Below are 18,723 nucleotides of genomic sequence, written 5' to 3'. Positions count from 1 at the left end.
GAATCGGGATCCGGCGAAAAACCTTCGCATCCCAAACCAAACCCTACCGCGAAAAACGAGCCGCGTCGCCGCGCCACTCCCACCAAACCGCCACCAGAAACGCGCCCGCGGCCACGCTCAACACACCAATCAACGCATCCGCGCCGACGCGCTGCATCAGCGTCCCGGCGATCATCGGACCGCAAAAGCTAGCCACGCTCCACGATGCGCCGACAATAGCCGTCGCCGACACAAGCATCGGGCCGCGAAAGCGTTCGCCACACGCGACGATCGACAGCGTGTAGATGCTGCCCGCCGCCGCACCGATCACGAAGAGCAGCGGCCAGCAGATCCACGGATGCGACATCGCCCAAGGCAGCAGCGGCAAAAGCACAACCACAACGACGCCCGCGCCCGCATGCACCTTCGCGCGCCCGATGCGATCCGCGAGCCAGCCAATGGGAAACTGCATCGTCGTGTCCCCCAGCAGGATCGCCGATGCAAACAGCACCCCGACATCCTCGCCAATGCCGTGCGACATCGCGAAGAGCGGCATCAGCGAGAGCGCGAGCGTGTCGAAGAGCGCGAAGAAGCCCGTGCCGATCACGAGCGCCGGCATGCGCGGCAGCACCTGCCGCCAGTCGCCATGTTCGTCGTCACCGCCGCCGGAAGCGAGCGACTGCGGCGTACCGCGTATCGACGCGAGCACGGGCAACGCCACCAGAAAAATCGCGCCGCAGATCGCGAAGCGCATCGAATGCACTCCGCCGATCACGCTGACGAGCACCGGGCCCGTCATCTGGAAGAGGGTGAAGTTGGTCGCGTAGATCGCGACGACGCGGCCGCGCGTCGAATCGTCGGCGAGCTGCGTGACCCACGCCTCGCCGATCGTGAAGAGCAGCATCAGCGCCGCGCCGCACAGAAAGCGCAGCACCGCCCACAGCCACAGATCGACGGTGAACTGCATCGCGATGGTCGAGAGCGCCGCGACGATCACCGTGCCGACGATCGTCTCGCGCGCACCGCAACGCGCGGCAACGCGGCTCGCGAACGGCGCGACGGCGAGTCCGCCGCCCGCCTGCATCGCCGTCATCAGCCCGACGATGCCGGTGCCGTAGCCCGCCTGCACGAGCGCGAGCGCGGTCAACGGCAACGTCGCGCCCAGACCGAGGCCGACCACCGCGACGCTCAGGATCAGCGCGAGAAAGTCACGCGAGAGGATGCCCTTCATGCAGCGTGGCGCTCGCCGGAAATCAGGCGGCCTGTCCGATCGAAAGGCGGCGCGCGCGCTTGTCGAGCGTCGCCGACACCAGCGTGAGACCGAACGCGCTCGCCGCCATCAGAATGCCGACCCACGGCAGCGACGTGAGCGGCGCGCCCGCGCTGATCACGCAGCCGCCGAGCCACGCGCCCGTCGCGTTGCCGAGATTGAACGCGCCCTGATTCAACGTCGATGCGAGATTGGGCGCATCGCTCGCGCGATTCACGATCAGCATCTGCAGCGGCGGCACGATCGCGAACGCGAGCACGCCCCAAAAGAAGATCGTGACCATCGCTAAGACGGGCTCGTGCATCGTGCCGGCGAAGATCGTCAGGATCGCGACGATCGACACGAGGAACGTCAGCAGCGAGCGCAGCAGCTTCCAGTCCGCGAGCTTGCCCCCGAGCGTGCTGCCGACCGTGAGGCCGAGACCGAAGAGCAGCAGCACGTACGTGACCGCGTGCGGCGAAAAGCCGGTGACGTCTTCGAGAATGGGCGTGATATACGTGAACACCGAGAACAGACTGGCCGACGCGAGCACGCTGATGCCGAGGACCATCAGCACTTGCGGATTCTTGAGCACGTCGAATTCGCGCAGGATGCTGGTGTCGCGCATCTCGATGTGCTTCGGCAGGCACACGGCGAGCGCGCCCGCCGCCGCAATGCCGATCAGCGTGACGACCCAGAACGTCGAGCGCCAGCCGGCCGCCTGGCCGAGCGCGGTGCCGAGCGGCACGCCGAGCACGTTGGCGAGCGTGAGTCCGGTGAACATCAGCGCGATGGCCTGCGCGCGGCGGTTCGGCGCGACGAGATCGGCGGCGACCACCGAGCCGATGCCGAAGAACGCGCCGTGGCAAAACGCGGTGACGATGCGCGCGCCCATCAGCACCCAGTAATTCGGCGCCAGCGCGCACAGCATATTGCCGACGATGAACACGCCGATCAAACTCATCAGCGCCTTCTTGCGAGGCATCTTGGCCGTGATCACCGCCAGAATCGGCGCGCCCACCGTGACGCCGAGCGCGTAGCCGGATACGAGCATGCCCGCCGCCGGGATCGTCACCGCGAGATCGCGCGCGACATTGGGCAACAGGCCCATGATGACGAATTCGGTCGTGCCGATGCCGAACGCGGCAATGGCGAGAGCGAAAAGAGGCAGAGGCATGGTGGAGGCGGACGAAGTGTCACGTCTGGGCGCATCGTCGGATTGAGCGATGCAGGCGCCGAGGCGGAGTTGAAGGCTCGGATTGTACCGAAAGGTAATTTTCGATGCTGGTATAAACCCTGATAAGCGTCGGCCCGCAACACGCCGTGCCTGAACGGATATTCTTTTGCACGCGGCGACGGCGCATGGCTCTTGCCGATGCGACGCCGCCATGCGTCAGATGTTTCCGGTAACACCCTCGCGGCCGCGCATTCCTTGCGCGTCGCGGGCGCCGGAGAGTGTTGGAAAAACGCTGCAACTATCGAACGAAAATGTCACCGACAAAAATCTGTATCCGCTTCGCGCTCGCATCCACGATGCTCCTCGGCGCACTCGCGCACGCCCAGAGCGACGCCGCCGGCCCCATCGCCACAGAGGCGGGCGCGCTGCATTTCCTGCGCGACGAATCCGGCATGGCCGCGCTCATCGGCACCCAGGTGTTCGATCGCTTCGACGCGAAGCGCATCGCGCATTTCGATGAAACCTCCGGCGCGAGCGACACCGTCACGCGCATGCTCGTGCAATCCGACACCGGCCCCGTGCTCTACGATTTCCGCCGCAGTCCGCCGCTCGTGCAACGCGTGAGTCAGCGCATGACGGTCAGGCGCGTGTTCTGGCAGGGCGAGGAAGTGGTGATGCAGTCGAACCTCGGCTGGTTCGGCTTCCAGCGCGGCAAGCTCACGAAGCTGCAATCGTCGACGACGATCTATCACTGACCGGAAACACGCGCTCGCCGGCGATCACGTACAGCGCTTCGGCGCGCACTTCGCCGTTCACCTCGAAGCCGCCGGTGAACGCGCCGAACGCGGGCAGCACGCCCGACCGCGCGCCAAAGCGAAAGCACGGCAGGCGCAAGCTGTCGACGCGCGTCGCGAGGCGGTAGACCGGGTGTTCGTGTCCGGCGAGCGCGTAAGCGCCATCGACCGTCTGCGGATGATGACAAAGCGCCCACGGCCCGAGCACGTGCGGTTCCTTCACGACATCGACGCCGAACATGGCGGGCAGCGCGCCCGCGTGTTTGTCGTGATTGCCTTCGACCAGCACGAGTTCCAGCGCGCGATGTCTTGCGCGCCACGCGGCCAGCGCGTCGAGCGTTTCGTCCGCGTGCGATTCGCGCGCGTGCAGCAGATCGCCGAGAAACACGATCGATTCCGGCCGATGCGCCGCGACGAGCGCATCGAGCCGCGCGAGGCTCTCGCCGGTCGTGCCGACGGGCACCGGAATGCCGCGCGCGCGGAACACGGCGTCCTTGCCGAAATGCGCATCGGCGATGAAGAGCGTGTTCAGACGCGGATCGAAGGCCGCGCGATCCGCGGAGAGCACGAGCGCGTGGCCGTTGATATCGATGGTCAGGGCTTCGATGGCCATTTATCCTTTTGCCGCTTTTTCCAGATCCGCGAGCATGCGCTCGACGCGATCTGACAGCTTCTCCGTGCTCACCTTTTCCCGCAAGCGCGCGACGATCAGCGGGAACGCGAAGGGCGTCGGCTTCTTCGGGTGCATGAGCGCGAGTCGGCTCTCGCTCATGCGCTGCAACGCCGCGCGGATGCGGCCCAGTTCCAGTTCCTGCAGCATCACTTCCTGATCCGCCTGCGCGAGCAGCAGATTGTCGCTGTCGTGCTTGCGGAAGACCTCGTAGAACAGTCCGCTCGACGCCTGCAATTGGCGCGCGCTTTTCTGTTGTCCCGGATGGCCCTGATAAATCAGCCCCGACACGCGTGCGATTTCCCGAAAACGCCGTGCCGACAGTTCGGATGCGTTGAGGCTCGCCAGAATGTCATGCTCCAGATTCTCCGGCGAAAAGAGCCCTTCCGCGATGAGCGTCTCCCAGTCGAACGGCCGTGCCGACAGCAGCTCGAAGCCGTAGTCGTTCATCGAAATGGAGAATGTGCCGGGCTGATCGCGTGAAGCTCGCCAGCCGAGCAGTGATCCCAGACCGATATGCGCCATGCGTCCCGCGAACGGATAGCAGAAGAAGTGATGACCTTCGCGCGAGCGCACCAGTTCGACGACCAGCACGCCCGGCCCCGGCAGCGCGGACCACTTCGCCTGCAGATCGAGCAGCGGCCTGACCGCGCGCATTTCGGGCTCGTCGTAGATGCCGTCGTTGGCGCGGGCGAGCATCACGAGCGCGGCGTCCGCGAGTTCGGACGAGAGCGGCATCTTGCTGCCCGCCCATTGCGGCATCGCACCGCGCGATGAGCTTGCGCGCTTCACGTAGGCGGTCATGTCGCGCACGCGCACGAGTTCGAGCGCGCGTCCGCCGAAGGTGAAGACATCGCCGGGTTTCAGACGCGAGATGAACGACTCCTCCATCGCGCCGATGCGCCCGCCCGTCATATACGCCACGTTGATGGTTGCGTTCGCAACGATCGTCCCGACGTTGTTGCGATGCCGCCGCACGAGATCCTCGCGCGGCACGCGATACACGCCGTCATCGCCCTTCACGACGCGATGAAAGTCCGGATATGCCCCGAGCGATGCGCCGCCGCGTTCGACGAACGTGAGCGCCCAATTGAACTCGGGCTCCGTCAGATCGCGATACGCATACGCCGTGCGGACTTCGTCGAGCATCGCGGCGGGCGTGAAGCCGCCGCCGATAGCCACCGTCACGAGATGCTGCACGAGCACGTCGAGCGGTTTCAAAGGCATGTCGCGGCCTTCGATGCGGCGTTCCTCGATCGCCCAGCGCGCCGCCGCTGCTTCGACGAGTTCAAGCGCGTGCGTCGGCACGATCGTCACGCGCGACACGCGGCCCGGTGCGTGGCCCGAGCGGCCCGCGCGCTGCATGAGCCGCGCGACGCCCTTCGGCGAGCCGATCTGGAACACGCGATCGACCGGCAGAAAATCGACACCCAGATCGAGACTCGACGTGCACACGACCGCCTTCAGTTGCCCGTTCTTAAGACCCAGTTCCACCCAGTCGCGCACCTCTTTGTCGAGCGAGCCGTGATGCAGCGCGAGCAGACCGGCCCATTCCGGCCGCAAATCGAGCAGCGCGCGATACCAGATCTCCGATTGCGAGCGCGTGTTGGTGAAGACGAGCGAGCTTTGCGCATGCTCGATTTCATCGGCGACGGGCCCGACTTGCCGCACGCCAAGATGCCCGCCCCACGGAAAGCGCTCGATGGTCTCCGGAATCAGCGTATCGACGACGAGCGTCTTCGGCTGCGCGCCGCGCACGACCACGCGCGGCGTCTTCACGGGATGCAGCAGCGCATCGTGCGCGAGGGCGAGATTGCCGAGCGTCGCGGACAAGCCCCAGATCTGCAATTCCGGCCGCCAGCGCGCGAGCCGCGCGATCGCCAGTTGCGTCTGCGTGCCGCGTTTGTTGCCGAGCAACTCGTGCCATTCATCGACGACGATCATGCGCAGGTGTTTCAGTTCCTCCTGCGCATTGGCGCGCGTCAGCATTAGCGTGAGGCTTTCGGGTGTCGTCACGAGCGCGGAGGGCATGCGCCGACTCTGACGCGCGCGTTCCGTCGATGACGTGTCGCCGGTGCGCAGTCCGACCGTCCACGGCACGGACAGCGCAGTCACCGCGTTTTGCAGCGCGCGGGCGCTGTCGGCGGCGAGCGCGCGCATCGGCGTGATCCAGAGAACGGTCAGCGGCGCGGGCAGCGCGTTCGGTTTCGGCGGCGCGTGGGCGTAGGCGGCGAGCGCGCCGAGCCACACGGCCCAGGTCTTGCCCGCGCCGGTCGTCGCGTGAAGCAGGCCGCTCGCGCCGCGTGCGATCTCGCGCCACGCTTCGCGCTGAAACTCGAACGGCTGCCAGCCGCGCTCGTCGAACCAGTGCGCGATGCGTGCATCGATCGGCGTCGCGGCCGCAGTCGCATCGTAGGCGAAGGGCGCGGGCGTGAACGAATCGGCGGCTGCATCGAGCTTCGCCTGCGCCGCTCGCGTGCGCGGTATGCGGCGGGGACGCGGCGCGCGCCGCCTTTCCTTGTCCTTGTCCGATGGCTCGGGCGCGCTCATGCCGTCGCCTCGTTCAGAAAGCCCTTGAGCATGTCGAGGGTATCGGCGTCTTCGATCTTCTTGTCGGTGCGCCAGCGCAACATGCGCGGAAAGCGCACCGCGATGCCCGACTTGTGCCGCGGGCTCGCCTGGATGCCTTCGAAGCCGATCTCGAAGACGAGCGTCGGCGTGACGCTGCGCACCGGTCCGAACTTCTCGATGGTCGTCTTGCGCACGATCGCATCGACCTGGCGCATTTCTTCGTCGGTGAGTCCGGAATAGGCCTTCGCGAACGGCACGAGCGTGCGCGCGCCGTCGGCTTCGTCCCAGACGGCGAAGGTGAAATCCGTGTAGAGACTCGCGCGCCGTCCGTGGCCGCGTTGTGCGTAGAGCAGCACGGCATCGATCGCATATGGATCGATCTTCCACTTCCACCACGTACCCGACGCCTTCGTGCGCCCGACGCCGTACATCGACGCGCGCTCTTTCAGCATCAATCCTTCGACGCCACGCGCACGGCTTTCGTCGCGCAACGCGCCGAGCGCTTCCCAGTCCGATGCGACGACCATCGGCGAGACGCGCAGCACATCGACCGCGAGCGACGACGCGAGCGCGTCCAGGCGGGCGCGTCGTTCGTGCAGCGGCGCCGTGCGCAGATCGCGGCCATCGGCTTCGAGCAGATCGTAGGCGAGCAGCGCGGCGGGCGAATCGGCGAGCACCTTTTTGGTGAGCGATTTGCGCGTGATGCGAGGCTGCAGGCGCGCGAACGGCAGCGGCGCGTTCGCGCCCGGCTCCCACGCGAGAATCTCGCCGTCGATCACGGTGCCGTCCGGCAGCGCGGCGCCGAGCGATGCGAGTTCGGGAAAGCGCTCCGTGACGAGATCCTCGCCGCGCGACCAGATCCACACGCGGCCCGCGCGCTTCACGAGTTGCGCGCGTATGCCGTCCCATTTCCATTCGACGATCCAGTCGCCGGGCGAGCCGAGCGTCGCCGGATCGGCCTGCAGAGGATGCGCGAGGAAGAACGGAAAGGGCAGGCCGATATCGCTTTCGTGGGGCGTATCGACATCGTCGCCTTCGGCCGCCGGCGCGATCAGCCGCAGATAACGGGCCGCGCTCGGCGCCTGCCGGGAGTCGGTCCAGCCGACCATGCGCTGCGCGATGCGTTTGTGATCGACGCCCGCGACTTCGGCCAGCGCCCGCACGACGAGCTGCCGCGCGACGCCCACGCGAAAGCCGCCGCCGATCAGCTTCGTCAGCAGAAAGCGCTCGCTCCAGTTCAGCTCGTCCCAGTAGCTCAGAAGCTTGTCGCGCAACTCGGCCGGGTTCGCGCCGCGCAACGTCAGCACGCGTTCCTCGATCCACTGCGCGAGCCCGAGCGACGATTCGCCCGACGCAGGCGGCAGCACATGCGCGATGGTTTCGGCGAGATCGCCGACCGCCTGATAGGACTCCTCGAAAAGCCACTCCGGCAAGCCCGCGCGCTCGCGTGCGAATTCGACGAGCAGGCGCGTGGGCACCGACTGCCGCGGCTTGCCGCCCGCGAGAAAGTACGACGCCCACGCCGCATCTTCAGGCTGCGCGCCGGAGAAATACGCGATCAGCGCTTCGAGCTTTTCGTTGGTCGATGTCGTCGCATCGAGCGCGGCGTAGAGCGTCGCGAAGCGCTTCATGATGCCTCGGCGGTGTCGGCTTCGACGATATCGTCGCCGTATTCGGTCTTGAAGGCGCCCGCGTCCAGTCCCTGCTCGCAGAGCCAGCGCACCATCGGCTCGATCTGGCCGTGCGTGACGATCACGCGTTGCGCGCCCGTCGCACCGATCGCGAGTTGCAGGCCGGGCCAGTCGGCGTGATCCGAGAGCACGAAGCCGCGATCGACGCCCTTGCGCCGCCGCGTGCCGCGCAGGCGCATCCAGCCGGACGCGAAGGCGTCGCTGTAATCGCCGAAGCGGCGCATCCAGGTGCTGCCTTGCGCCGACGGCGGCGCGACGATCAGCGCGCCCTTGAAGGCGGCCTTGTCCTTCGCGGCGATTTCGCTGACGAGGCGCGTCTGCGGCAGCGCGACGCCCGCCTGTGCGTACGCGCGATTGAGCGGCTCGACCGCGCCGTGGCAGAAGATCGGGCCGATGGCCGCATCGACGCTCGCCAGCACGCGTTGCGCCTTGCCGAACGAATAGCAGAACAGCACCGACGCGCGCCCCTGCGCCGCGTTGTGCCGCCACCACGAGTCGATGCCGTCGAAGACCTCGCGGGAGGTGTCCCATCGGTAGATCGGCAAACCGAAGGTCGATTCGGTGATGAACGTATCGCAGCGCACGGGCTCGAACGGCGCGCAGGTCGGATCGGGCTCGACCTTGTAATCGCCGGACGCCACCCACACGCGCCCCTTATATTCGACGCGCACCTGCGCCGAGCCGAGCACGTGCCCCGCCGGATGCAGCGACACGCGCACGCCGTTCACGTCGATCGCTTCGCCATAGGCGAGGCCTTGCAGATCGATGCCCGGCAGCCTCGACAGCAATACGCCGACGCCCGCTTCGGCCGCGAGATAGTGCGCGTGGCCGAAGCGCGCATGATCCGCGTGCGCATGCGTGATGACCGCGCGTTCGACGGACCGCCAAGGGTCGATATGGAAGTTGCCCGGCACACAGAAAAGCCCTTCGGGCCGCGCGACGATGAGATCGGAAGAAGTGTCCACTGATCGATAAGGGTTGCGTGTGATGACAGCCGCGTGACATGCGTGCCGTCGGGCTACGTGGAGGTGTTCGATTCTGGCAACAAAAGCACGTCACGTGCCCGTCATGGCGCTTTCATGAATCGCGTCTAGGGTGTAAAAGTTTATTTGACCCGGGCGTTTTGCTTAGCGACTCGTTCGGGCCGTTTGTTAGCGAAACACGCGCGCACGGGGCGCGCGCGCCGCGGTCTTCTTCATATGCCGAACATGGACACGATGGTTGCGCCGACCGCCGCAGAAGCGGTCTGGATCGTCAGGCTCCAGGGTCATCCGCAGTATGACTTCGTGCGCCTGAAGCGGGTATTCACCGACTTGGGCTCGCGCCATCAGGTCGTGCTCGTCGACGTCCGGAAACTTCTCGCGTGCGCCAATCGCGACGACACGGATTACGTGCTCAAGGCCGTCGATGACTGGCACGCGGGCAAGGTGCGCGGCATCCGCGAGTTCCTCGACCCGGACAATCCGCGCGTACCCGAAATGCCCTACGTGACGATCAGCGTGCGGCGCTCGCCGGGGCTGCTCGGACTTCTGGGCGTGAATCGGGAAGGCGTGGTCGCGTTTCGCAACGGGCAGCATCGCGCGCGCTACATGGCGCACGCCGGCGCTTTGTGCATGCCGGTAGAGGTGCACGAGCGCGAGGCGGTCTTGCTGCGCGAGATGTGCGCAGCGCCGGATGCGTCGGGTGCGGAGTACGGAGAGATTTGAACGCGAAGACGTTCGGTTGCGCGGAGGAGATGGGCCAGACCGTTCGGACGCCGTCCGGCCCTTTGGGTTGAGATGTCGTCAGTTCGCGGTCGCCGACGCGCCCTGCATCGTTTGCAAGGTCATGACGGACTGCAAGGGCGCTCGCATGGTCTCGTCGGGCCGAGTGCCTTTGGCGGCGAATTCGCGGCTCAGATAGTCCAGCGCGTAGTCGATGAAATAGCGCGTCTTCGCCGGCAGATACTGCCGTCCGGGATAGACGATCGACACTTTTACGTCGGGGTCGTCGACCGAGTAGTCATCCAGCAGGCGAACGAGCGTGCCGTCTTCGAGATCCGAGCGCACGATGCCTTCGGCGACGATCGAGAAACCCATGCCTTTCAGCGTCGCGAGGCGCACCATCAGCCCATTGTTGACCGTGTACACCGGCGCGAGCGTAATCTGTTCGGTGTCGCCGAGGCGATGCCGGAAGTGCCAGGTCTGACTACGCATCTCGTTCGGCAGTCCGACGGAAGGCAGCGATTGCAGATCGGCGGGTGAATTGGGCATGCCATGTTCGGCGATGAATGCTGGCGTCGCGACCGGCACCAGCGCGTTGGTTCCAACCGGCCGCTCGATGAGCGCCGTGCTCGACACCATGAAAGCCGTGACGATGCCGAGGTCGAATCCGTCCTCGACGAGGTCAACGCGTCGCTCTGCGAGGGTCAGGCGCACGTTTACTTTTGGATAGATTTTTCGAAAGCCGTCGATGAGTGGAGTCAGCGTGAGCAGAGAAAGCGCGCTCGAGGAGACGACGCGCAGCGTGCCGCTCGGCTCACCCTCGGTGTGCGTGACGGTCGATTCGAGATGATCCAGTTCTTCGAGCAGCGCGCGGCAGCCTTCGAGATAACGCGTGCCGGCTTCAGTGAGCGACAGATTGCGGGTGGTGCGGTTGATGAGGCGAGTCCGCAGATGTGCTTCGAGCATGGCGATTGCCCGAGTGACCAGCGCATTAGAGACGTCGAGTTGTTGTGCGGCGCGGCGGAAACTTTCCGTATCCGCTACGCGCACGAAGACGCGCATTGCATGAATCTGGTTCATCTTGGATTACCTCGCAGTTGTACTACATGGATCTGGGTTCGTGCTTGCGTTACGCGCGGGTGTCCAGTTTCGGTGATCTATAAAGCCGATAATATTAAGAGAAACACAGGGTTGCAATACCTAAACAAAAAGGTTTTTGAATTCGACGACTTAATTTTTTGAGAAAACGCTTGGCCTTGCTTTAAAAGCCCGGACCCAAGCAGGAGCGGGCTCTACAGCCTGTCCATATTTTGTCGCAAATCTTGATATATAAGGATCTTCGGCGAGTCAGATAGGGAATTGATTCGTTTTTTTATGATATATGTAGCGGTCTCTTAAAATATCGAATTTTGTGCTGCGCCCAGGCCATTTAGAGAATTGATATATGAGGAAGCACCTGCGAGTGATTTTATTTATTGATGTGTAGTTCTCGATAAATATTCTTGCTAAAGGATTACTGTCGGGAACCGGTTTCGATCCAGATAATGACCGTCGCGTCATTTTGGTGAGCCGATAAAAAGCCGGACTTCACTATTGAGAACTCGCTCGTCGCGCAGTCTGAAGTTGCTCTATTTTTCCACCTCGCGATCGGCTACTCATTCGTTTTTTGAAGGTGTGCCCGATTCAAATCGACGGCGCTAGTGGCACGTTAATTGGCGCGCTTCGCCCGATCTAGGTATATCCCATTCACGCTATTCATTTTCACGCCCGGCTTTTTACGGCGATCCGCGGTTCTTCGCGAGCATCGGGCGCGGTGGACGCTACGGCCGGACCGGTACGAAACGACAGGCGTGCTCCTTGCGCGATAATCGGCGGACACACAAGGAGGCTCTGTTCATGGCTCAATCCAATCCGACGACCGTCACGCTGCCGACAGGCGAAGCGATCCCGAAGCTCGGCCAGGGCACCTGGGAAATGGGCGAGCGGCCCGGCGCGCGCAAGAGCGAAATCGCGGCGCTGCGCGAAGGCGTCGAACTCGGCATGACGCTCATCGATACCGCCGAAATGTACGGCGACGGCGAAAGCGAGAAGCTCATCGCCGAGGCGCTCGGCGACCGGCGCGACGAGCTGTTTATTGTCAGCAAGGTGTATCCGCATAACGGCAGCGAACGCGGCGTGCAGGCCGCGTGCGAGCGCAGTCTGAAGCGCCTGAAAACCGATCGCATCGATCTATATCTGCTGCACTGGCGCGGCGGCGAGGATCTGGAAGGCGTGGTCGCGGGTTTCGAGAAACTAAAGGGCGACGGCAAGATTCGCCACTGGGGCGTGAGCAACTTCGACACCGACGACCTGGAAGAACTCTTTTCGATCGATGGCGGCGATGCCTGCGCCACCGATCAGATTCTCTACAACGTCGCGCGGCGCGGGCCGGAATTCGATCTGCTGCCGTGGCTGCGCGAGCGCCGCATGCCCGCGATGGCGTACAGCCCCGTCGATCATGCGCGCCTGCCGCGTGGCGGCGCGCTCGAAAAGATCGCGTCGGCGCGCGGCGTGTCGGCGTTTCAGATCGCGCTCGCGTGGGTGCTGCAACAGCCGCAGGTGTTCGCGATTCCGAAGGCGGCGGACGTCGCGCACGTGCGGGAGAATCGCGCGGCGCTCGACCTTCGTCTGTCCGCCGATGAACTCGCGGACATCGATCAGCAGTTCAAACCGCCGAAGTCGAAGCGCTCGCTGGAAATGCTTTGATGCCGCGCCGGATCAGGTGCATGCGTGATGCGCGTGCACCGAGCCGAGCACGGCGACTTCGGCGGGCGTGCGCCGGAGATCGGCTTCGCTGACCTGCTTCGCGTCGGCGAGGAAGTCATCGACGATCGACGATACCTGCGTATCCGGCAGGCACAGCGAAACGCGCCTCGTCTCGCCAACCGGCAGCGATGCGCGCTGCGACAGAAACAGCACGCCATATTGATAACCGCGCACGATGCCGCGCACCGCGCCCACGCATTGACCCTGCGCCGCATTGTCGGACTTGGCAGTGCATTGCTGCACGAGTGCATAGGCGGAGAAGGTCGGATCGGCTGAGCCGGACGCTGGCGCTTGCGGCGCGGTCTGCGCCTGCACGGCCATCGCGGCGCTCAAGGTGAAGGCACAGAGCGCGACGGAAAGGGCGGGTTTCATCGGTTGAATCCTCGTTGTTGTTGAACATCGAACCGATGAGAGACGCGCGAACCCGCTTTGGTTCCGATGAATGGCGGCAGCGCCTCCGAACTCAGCGCTCCTGACGCTGCAGCGTGCGCAATTCGTCGATGGGAATGTGGCAATGGATCGCGTGCCCGTCGGAAGCGTCGCGGCACGGCGGCGTTTCGGTTTCGCAGATCGCGCCGATCTTGCGCGGGCAGCGCGTATGGAACACGCAGCCCGAAGGCGGATTCGCCGCGCTCGGCAATTCGCCCGTCAGCCGGATGCGCTTCGCGTGCGTTCCGTCGATCGACGGCACCGACGACAGCAATGCTTCGGTGTACGGATGCTGCGGTCCGTCGAAGACCGCGGCGGCGCGCCCGATCTCCATGATGCGCCCGAGATACAGCACCGCGATGCGGTCCGACAGGTAGCGCACGACATGCAGATCGTGCGAGATGAACACGTAGCTCACGCGCCGCTCGCGCTGCAAATCCGCGAGCAGATTGAGGATCGCGGCCTGCACGGAGACGTCGAGCGCGGATGTCGGCTCGTCGCAGACCACGACGCGCGGATCGCCTGCGAACGCGCGTGCGATCGCGACGCGCTGCTTCAGTCCGCCCGACAACTGCCGCGTGCGCGAGCCGAGATAGCGCGCCGGCAGGCGCACGGCTTCCGTCAGCGTATGCAGGCGTTTTTCCTTTGCTTCGCCGTGCAGCGCCGCGAGCTTCGACAGCGAACGCGCGATCAGTTGCCGCACGGAATGCGCACGGTTCAGCGCGGAATCCGGATTCTGGAAAACGATCTGCAGCGACTTCACCTGCTCGTCGCTGCGCTTGGTCACGCGCTCGGCCAGGGCTGCGCCGTCGAGTTCGAGCGACGCGCCTTTGTCGGGCGATACGAGTCCGAGCAGCAGTTTCGCGAGCGTCGTCTTGCCGCTGCCCGATTCGCCGACGAGCCCGAGCGTTTCGCCTTGCACCAGATCGAGCGAGACGTCGTGCACGGCGCGCACTTCTTCATCGCCGACACGGAAGGTCTTCGAGAGATTGCGCGCGGAAAGCGCGAGCGGCTGATCCGCGCCGTTTGCGACGTACACCGGCGTTTCTTCGGTCGAGCGCGGCAGCGTCTGCGCGCGTTCGTGATAGTGACAACGCGCCATCTGATCGCCGTGCGCCGACGCGACGCGATAGGGCGGCGGCGCGTCCTTGAGACAGCGCTCGTCGGCGAGCTTGCAGCGCGGCGCGAAGATGCAGCCCTGCGCGATCGATCCCGGCAGCGGCAGCGAGCCGGGAATCGTGTCGAGACGCCCGCTCTCTTTGCTGCGGCTTTCGCGCGGCAGACAGCGCAGCAGACCGACGGTGTACGGATGCCGTGGCCGCGCGAACACATCGGCGGTCGTGCCTTCCTCGACGAGCTTGCCCGCGTACAACACGCCGACGCGATCGCACATGCGCCCGATCACCGCGAGGTTGTGGCTGATGAAGAGCACGGCCGTGCCGAGCTCCGCGCGCAACTGCGCGATGAGATCGAGCACTTCGGCTTCGACGGTAGCGTCGAGGCCGGTGGTCGGCTCGTCGAGAATCAGGAGCTCGGGATTGCACGCGAGCGCCATCGCGATGACCACGCGCTGCTGCATCCCGCCCGACAGTTGATGCGGATAACTCTCCATCACGCGCTCGGGCGAGGCGATGCGCACGCGCCGGAGCATCTCGGCGGTGCGGGACAGCGCTTCGTCGGCGGATGCGCCCGTGACTTCGAACGCCTCGGAGACTTGCCGCGCGATCGTGAGCGACGGATTCAGCGCGCGCCCCGGGTCCTGATAAACCATCGACACGGCATTGGCGCGCATGCCGCGCAGCGCGTCGGCGTCGAGCGATGCGACGTCGCGCCCGGCGATCGATATGCGGCCCGCCTTCACGCGCCCGTTGCGCGGCAGGTAGCGCAGCACGGCGAGCGCGGCGGTCGACTTGCCGCAGCCCGATTCGCCGACGAGTCCATACGCCTCGCCGCGCTTCACGCGCAACGTGACGTCCTGCAGCACCTCGCGCTCGCGTCCGCGCGAACGATAAGCGACCGTCAGGCCGACGACGGTGAGCGCGTCCGCGTGATCGCCCTTCGCGGCGCCGAAAGTGGGAAAAGCCGATGGCGGCGGTCCGTTCATCGGTCGAGCACTCCTTGCACGGCGTCGGCGACGAGATTCACCGCGATGACCAGCGACGCGATCGCGGCGGCATCGAAAACGACGGTCCACCACGCGCCGCCCGCCATCAGCGTGTAGCTTTCGGACAGCGCGAGGCCCCAGTCGGCCGACGGCGGCTGGATGCCGAAGCCGAGGAACGAGAGCGTCGCGACGGCGAAGATCGCATAGCCGAGACGCACGGTCGCTTCGACGATGATCGGCGGCAGCACGTTCGGCAGAATCTCCGCGAACATGATGTACACCGCGTTCTCGCCGCGCAGTTGCGCCGCCAGCACATAGTCCAGATGGCGCTCGCTCAGGACGGCAGCGCGCACGGTGCGCGCGGTGATCGGCGCGAACGTCAGGCCGATCACGAGAATGACTGTCGTGTTTCTAGCGCCGCCGGCGGCGGGCGCGCGCAACGCGACGATCACGAGCGGCAGCGCCAGCATCGCATCGATCACGCGGCCGATGACGGCATCGACCCAGCCGTCGAAATAGCCGACGACCAGCCCGATCGCCGTGCCCGCCGCGGTGCCGAGCAAGGTCGCGAGCGGCGCGATGGTCAGGATGTCGCGCGAGCCGACGATCACGCGCGCGAACACGTCGCGGCCGAGCTGATCGGTGCCGAACCAGTGATCGCCGGATGGAGCGACGAGCGAGTTGAGCGGATCGGATGCGTAGGGATCGTGCGGCACGAGCCAATGGCCGAAGAGCGCGCACACGACCCAGAAGAGCAGGATCAGCACGCCGATATCGAACGTGGCCGAGCGCATCAGCGCGTTGAGCGCTTCGAAGCGGCGCGGCTTGACGGGGGCCTGAGGCGCGACGGTCGTGCTCATCGCGCGTCTCCGTCCGAATCGGCGGTGCGCAGACGCGGATTGAGCACGACATAGAGCGCGTCCGCGATCAGATTCGCCGCCGTATAGATCACGCCGATGCTCAGCACGCCCGCTTCGAGCATCGGAAAGTCCTTGCCCCGCGCGGCGGTGTAGATCAGCGAGCCGATGCCCTGATAGTGGAACAGCGTCTCCACGACGACCAGGCCGCCGATCATGTAGCCGAGCTGCGTCGCGGCGACGGTCACGGTCGGCAGGAGCGCATTGCGCAGCACGTGGCGAAGAATCACGACGTGCTGCGGCAGGCCCTTGAGGATCGCGGTGCGCGTGTAGTCGGCGTCGAGCGCTTCGACCGTGCCCGCGCGCGCCATCCGCGCGATATAGCCGAAGAACACGAAGACGAGCGGCAGCACCGGCAGGATCAGATGCTCCAGTTGCGTGAAGAAGCCCGCGCCGGCGGGCGCGGTCGCTTCGATCGGCAGCCATTGCAGCCACACGCCGAAGATCAGGATCAGCACGATCGACGAGACGAATTCCGGCACGACCGTCGCCGTCAGTCCGCCGATGCTGATGAGCCTGTCGATCCAGCGTCCCGCATGCAACGCCGCGTAGACGCCGCCCGCGATGCCGAGCGGCACCACGACGACGAACGCGAGCGCGCCGAGCTTCGCCGAGCTCCACAGCGCGTTGCCGATGAACGGCGCGACCGGCGCGCGAAACGCATAGGACTCGCCCATGTCGCCGCGCAGGAAATGGCTGATCCAGCTCGAATATTGCGTGAGCAGCGGCCGATCGACGCCGAGCTGATGATTGAGCGCCGCGACGGCGCGCGCATCGGCGAGCGGGCCGAGGATCGCGCGGCCGACGTCGCCAGGCAGAAGCTGGCCGCCCGCGAAGACGATCATCGACAGAAGCCAGAGCGTGACGAGCGCGAGCAGCAGCCGCACGCCGATGAAGCGCACGACGCGTTTCATTTTGGCGAAGTCGGCTACGTGCGCCGTCGGCGTGACCGTGCTCATTTACGCCGATACCGTCGCGCGGTCGAACCACATCTGCGAGATCGCGTTGAAGCGCACGCCCGAGACGTTGGCGCGCGTGACGATCAACTGGTCGTAGAAGTAGGGGATCACGACCGGCGTTTCGTCGAGCAACAGGCGCTGGATCTGCCCGGACAGCTTTTTCTGCGATGCGACATCGAGCGCCGCGACGAACTGCGCGACGAGCTTGTCGTAGTCGGGATTCTTGAAGTGCGCCGCGTTCCAGGTGCCCGCGCTCGTCAGCGGCGCGTTGAGGAACACGTTCGGCACGCCGCGATGCCCGTAGTCCGTGATGCCGAGCGGCGAATCCAGCCAGTCCGACTTGCCGAACGCGCCCGAGCCGTAATACAGGTCCTGGCTCTCCACCTTCAACTGGATGCGAATGCCGATCGCCTTCGCCGCGTTCTGCACGACGACCGCGAGATCGGGAATCTCCATGTACTTCTCGGTCGTGAGCGTGACGTCGAAGCCATTGGCGACGCCGGCTTCGCTCATCAGCTTCTTGGCCTGCGCGATGTCGATCTTGCGTTGCGGCACCGTGAGATCGCTCGACGGGAAGACCGGCGCAAACGGGCTGTCGTTGCCGACGGTCGCGCGGCCGCGAAACAGTCCCTTCACGATGACTTCGCGATCGATGGAAAGCGCGAGCGCCTGACGCACGCGCTTGTCCTTGAACGGCGCCATGTCGCAGCGCATGTGAATCTGGCGATGCGAGCTCGACTTCGTGCCGAGCACCTTGAATTGCGGATTCGTGAGTATCGAAACGCCGCCCTGCACGGTGAAGTCGCCCATCACGTCGGCCTGGCGGCCTTGCATCGCGAGGAGTTGCGCCTGCTGATCGGCGTAGAAGGAGAAGGTCACGCGATCGGGCAGCGATTTCTCGCCCCAGTAGTCGGGATTCCGCACGAACGACGCGCCGACCTTCGGCGTGTACTTTTCGAGCTTCAGCGCGCCCGTGCCCATGAACGTCTTTTCGTAGGGCCCGGTGAAATTCGCCGGCAGGATCACCGCGTTATACGTATCCGAGGAAACGTAATACGGGAAATTGCCATTGGGCGCGTCGAGATGGAATTCGACGGTGTGATCGTCGATGGCCTTCGCCGAATCCTTCGACAACACCCCCTTCAACACCGACAACGCCGCCGAACCGGCGCCCGGATCGGACAGGCGATTGAACGTGGCGACGACGTCCTTCGCGGTCATCGGCTGGCCGTCGTGGAACTTCACGTTCGGGCGCAGCCTGAAGGTCCACACGTCGCCCTTCGCATTCGATGACCACGACAGCGCGAGCGCGGGCTTGAGCGTCAGATGTTCGCTGTCGTCGTCGATCAGGAATTCGCCCGTCTGATTGATAAGCGCGAGACCGGCCGCGTCGGTGACGGTGAGCGGATCGACGGCGCCCGCGGGCATCAGATGCGCGACGCGGATCGTGCCGCCGGGCTTGCCCGCCCCTTGCGCGCGCGCCCCCGGCATGCCGAGAAGGCCGCCCGCCGATAGCGCAACGCCGAGCATGCTCGCATGGCGCAGCAGCTCGCGGCGCGTGAGGCGCCCGGCCAGGAACTCGTCGATCGCGTGATTGCCCAGTTCGCCCGCATGCGGGCGGGCGAGGTCGAGGAGATGCGCGTCGGTCGAAGGTTTTTTCATCGTGTGCGGATGT

15 protein-coding genes are annotated in these 18,723 nt (G+C 65.4%); 3 read left to right on the top strand and 12 right to left on the bottom strand.

The window, feature by feature from the left end; genetic code table 11:
* Positions 1-43: 43 nt before the first annotated feature.
* Both PQR08_RS29995 and PQR08_RS29990 read right to left on the bottom strand, forming a co-directional pair.
* Entirely contained in the window at positions 44-1,210 is a 1,167-nt protein-coding gene (locus PQR08_RS29995) for an MFS transporter (RefSeq protein ID WP_408163343.1), read from the bottom strand.
* Between the two features lie 22 nt (positions 1,211-1,232).
* Positions 1,233-2,405, bottom strand: a complete 1,173-nt coding sequence (locus PQR08_RS29990; protein ID WP_408163341.1) for an MFS transporter — start codon at positions 2,403-2,405, stop codon at positions 1,233-1,235.
* Positions 2,406-2,716: 311 nt separating this feature from the next.
* On the opposite strand from PQR08_RS29990, the gene PQR08_RS29985 reads away from it, so the two are divergent.
* The gene (locus PQR08_RS29985) at positions 2,717-3,160 is read left to right on the top strand and encodes a hypothetical protein (RefSeq protein WP_408163339.1); all 444 of its coding nucleotides are present in this window, start codon (positions 2,717-2,719) and stop codon (positions 3,158-3,160) included.
* Here PQR08_RS29985 and pdeM read toward each other — a convergent pair.
* Genes pdeM through PQR08_RS29965 form a run of 4 tightly spaced genes read right to left on the bottom strand, consistent with a single transcriptional unit; the run spans position 3,123 to position 9,096 of the window.
* Positions 3,123-3,812 carry a ligase-associated DNA damage response endonuclease PdeM gene (gene pdeM / locus PQR08_RS29980; RefSeq protein WP_408163337.1) on the bottom strand — a complete coding sequence of 230 codons (690 nt, stop codon included), beginning with the start codon at positions 3,810-3,812 and terminating at the stop codon, positions 3,123-3,125. The two genes, PQR08_RS29985 and pdeM, sit on opposite strands and share 38 nt — an antisense overlap.
* Positions 3,813-6,419, bottom strand: a complete 2,607-nt coding sequence (locus PQR08_RS29975; protein ID WP_408163335.1) for a ligase-associated DNA damage response DEXH box helicase — start codon at positions 6,417-6,419, stop codon at positions 3,813-3,815. It lies immediately after the preceding gene.
* Positions 6,416-8,071, bottom strand: a complete 1,656-nt coding sequence (locus tag PQR08_RS29970) for an ATP-dependent DNA ligase (RefSeq protein ID WP_187607355.1) — start codon at positions 8,069-8,071, stop codon at positions 6,416-6,418. Before PQR08_RS29970 ends, PQR08_RS29975 begins: the two co-directional genes overlap by 4 nt.
* Positions 8,068-9,096 carry a ligase-associated DNA damage response exonuclease gene (locus PQR08_RS29965; protein WP_408163333.1) on the bottom strand — a complete coding sequence of 343 codons (1,029 nt, stop codon included), beginning with the start codon at positions 9,094-9,096 and terminating at the stop codon, positions 8,068-8,070. The genes PQR08_RS29970 and PQR08_RS29965 overlap by 4 nt, the downstream gene beginning before the upstream one ends.
* Positions 9,097-9,330: 234 nt before the next feature.
* On the opposite strand from PQR08_RS29965, the gene PQR08_RS29960 reads away from it, so the two are divergent.
* On the top strand, positions 9,331-9,837 hold the full coding sequence (locus tag PQR08_RS29960; RefSeq protein ID WP_035497871.1) for a plasmid fertility inhibition factor family protein: 507 nt from the start codon (positions 9,331-9,333) through the stop codon (positions 9,835-9,837).
* Positions 9,838-9,915: 78 nt separating this feature from the next.
* Here PQR08_RS29960 and PQR08_RS29955 read toward each other — a convergent pair whose 3' ends face one another.
* A complete protein-coding gene (locus PQR08_RS29955) occupies positions 9,916-10,914 on the bottom strand; it encodes a LysR family transcriptional regulator (protein ID WP_408163331.1) in 999 nt (332 codons plus the stop codon).
* A gap of 816 nt (positions 10,915-11,730) precedes the next feature.
* Here PQR08_RS29955 and PQR08_RS29950 point away from each other — a divergent pair.
* Positions 11,731-12,579, top strand: a complete 849-nt coding sequence (locus tag PQR08_RS29950) for an aldo/keto reductase (RefSeq protein ID WP_408163330.1) — start codon at positions 11,731-11,733, stop codon at positions 12,577-12,579.
* A gap of 12 nt (positions 12,580-12,591) precedes the next feature.
* Here PQR08_RS29950 and PQR08_RS29945 read toward each other — a convergent pair whose 3' ends face one another.
* The 5 genes from PQR08_RS29945 to PQR08_RS29925 all read right to left on the bottom strand — a co-directional run bounded on the left by PQR08_RS29945 (position 12,592) and on the right by PQR08_RS29925 (position 18,710).
* On the bottom strand, positions 12,592-13,011 hold the full coding sequence (locus PQR08_RS29945; RefSeq protein WP_250483151.1) for a hypothetical protein: 420 nt from the start codon (positions 13,009-13,011) through the stop codon (positions 12,592-12,594).
* Positions 13,012-13,102: 91 nt separating this feature from the next.
* Positions 13,103-15,172 (bottom strand): ABC transporter ATP-binding protein, encoded by a 2,070-nt coding sequence (locus PQR08_RS29940; RefSeq protein ID WP_408163328.1) that lies wholly within the window; start codon positions 15,170-15,172, stop codon positions 13,103-13,105.
* A complete protein-coding gene (locus tag PQR08_RS29935) occupies positions 15,169-16,032 on the bottom strand; it encodes an ABC transporter permease (protein WP_408163326.1) in 864 nt (287 codons plus the stop codon). Before PQR08_RS29935 ends, PQR08_RS29940 begins: the two co-directional genes overlap by 4 nt.
* Complete coding sequence (locus tag PQR08_RS29930) at positions 16,029-17,048, bottom strand: ABC transporter permease (protein WP_035497877.1); 1,020 nt, start codon at positions 17,046-17,048, stop codon at positions 16,029-16,031. The genes PQR08_RS29935 and PQR08_RS29930 overlap by 4 nt, the downstream gene beginning before the upstream one ends.
* Positions 17,049-18,710, bottom strand: coding sequence for an ABC transporter substrate-binding protein (locus tag PQR08_RS29925; protein WP_408163324.1), 1,662 nt, complete (start codon positions 18,708-18,710; stop codon positions 17,049-17,051). It abuts the gene before it with no gap.
* Positions 18,711-18,723: the final 13 nt, after the last annotated feature.

This window comes from Caballeronia jiangsuensis, assembly GCF_046030135.1.
Lineage (GTDB): Bacteria > Pseudomonadota > Gammaproteobacteria > Burkholderiales > Burkholderiaceae > Caballeronia > Caballeronia jiangsuensis.
The sequence above is the reverse complement of the archived record's forward strand: the minus strand, read 5'-3'. Positions and strand labels throughout refer to the sequence as shown.

Excerpts from the sequence above, each read along its gene's own strand:
- PQR08_RS29960 (WP_035497871.1), top strand. The coding sequence starts at position 9,331 with ATGCCGAACATGGACACGATGGTTGCGCCGACCGCCGCAGAAGCGGTC.
- PQR08_RS29990 (WP_408163341.1), bottom strand. The coding sequence starts at position 2,405 with ATGCCTCTGCCTCTTTTCGCTCTCGCCATTGCCGCGTTCGGCATCGGC.
- PQR08_RS29925 (WP_408163324.1), bottom strand. The coding sequence starts at position 18,710 with ATGAAAAAACCTTCGACCGACGCGCATCTCCTCGACCTCGCCCGCCCG.
- PQR08_RS29995 (WP_408163343.1), bottom strand. The coding sequence starts at position 1,210 with ATGAAGGGCATCCTCTCGCGTGACTTTCTCGCGCTGATCCTGAGCGTC.
- PQR08_RS29970 (WP_187607355.1), bottom strand. The coding sequence starts at position 8,071 with ATGAAGCGCTTCGCGACGCTCTACGCCGCGCTCGATGCGACGACATCG.
- PQR08_RS29950 (WP_408163330.1), top strand. The coding sequence starts at position 11,731 with ATGGCTCAATCCAATCCGACGACCGTCACGCTGCCGACAGGCGAAGCG.
- PQR08_RS29945 (WP_250483151.1), bottom strand. The coding sequence starts at position 13,011 with ATGAAACCCGCCCTTTCCGTCGCGCTCTGTGCCTTCACCTTGAGCGCC.
- PQR08_RS29930 (WP_035497877.1), bottom strand. The coding sequence starts at position 17,048 with ATGAGCACGGTCACGCCGACGGCGCACGTAGCCGACTTCGCCAAAATG.
- PQR08_RS29935 (WP_408163326.1), bottom strand. The coding sequence starts at position 16,032 with ATGAGCACGACCGTCGCGCCTCAGGCCCCCGTCAAGCCGCGCCGCTTC.
- PQR08_RS29955 (WP_408163331.1), bottom strand. The coding sequence starts at position 10,914 with ATGAACCAGATTCATGCAATGCGCGTCTTCGTGCGCGTAGCGGATACG.
- PQR08_RS29975 (WP_408163335.1), bottom strand. The coding sequence starts at position 6,419 with ATGAGCGCGCCCGAGCCATCGGACAAGGACAAGGAAAGGCGGCGCGCG.
- PQR08_RS29985 (WP_408163339.1), top strand. The coding sequence starts at position 2,717 with ATGTCACCGACAAAAATCTGTATCCGCTTCGCGCTCGCATCCACGATG.
- pdeM (WP_408163337.1), bottom strand. The coding sequence starts at position 3,812 with ATGGCCATCGAAGCCCTGACCATCGATATCAACGGCCACGCGCTCGTG.
- PQR08_RS29940 (WP_408163328.1), bottom strand. The coding sequence starts at position 15,172 with ATGAACGGACCGCCGCCATCGGCTTTTCCCACTTTCGGCGCCGCGAAG.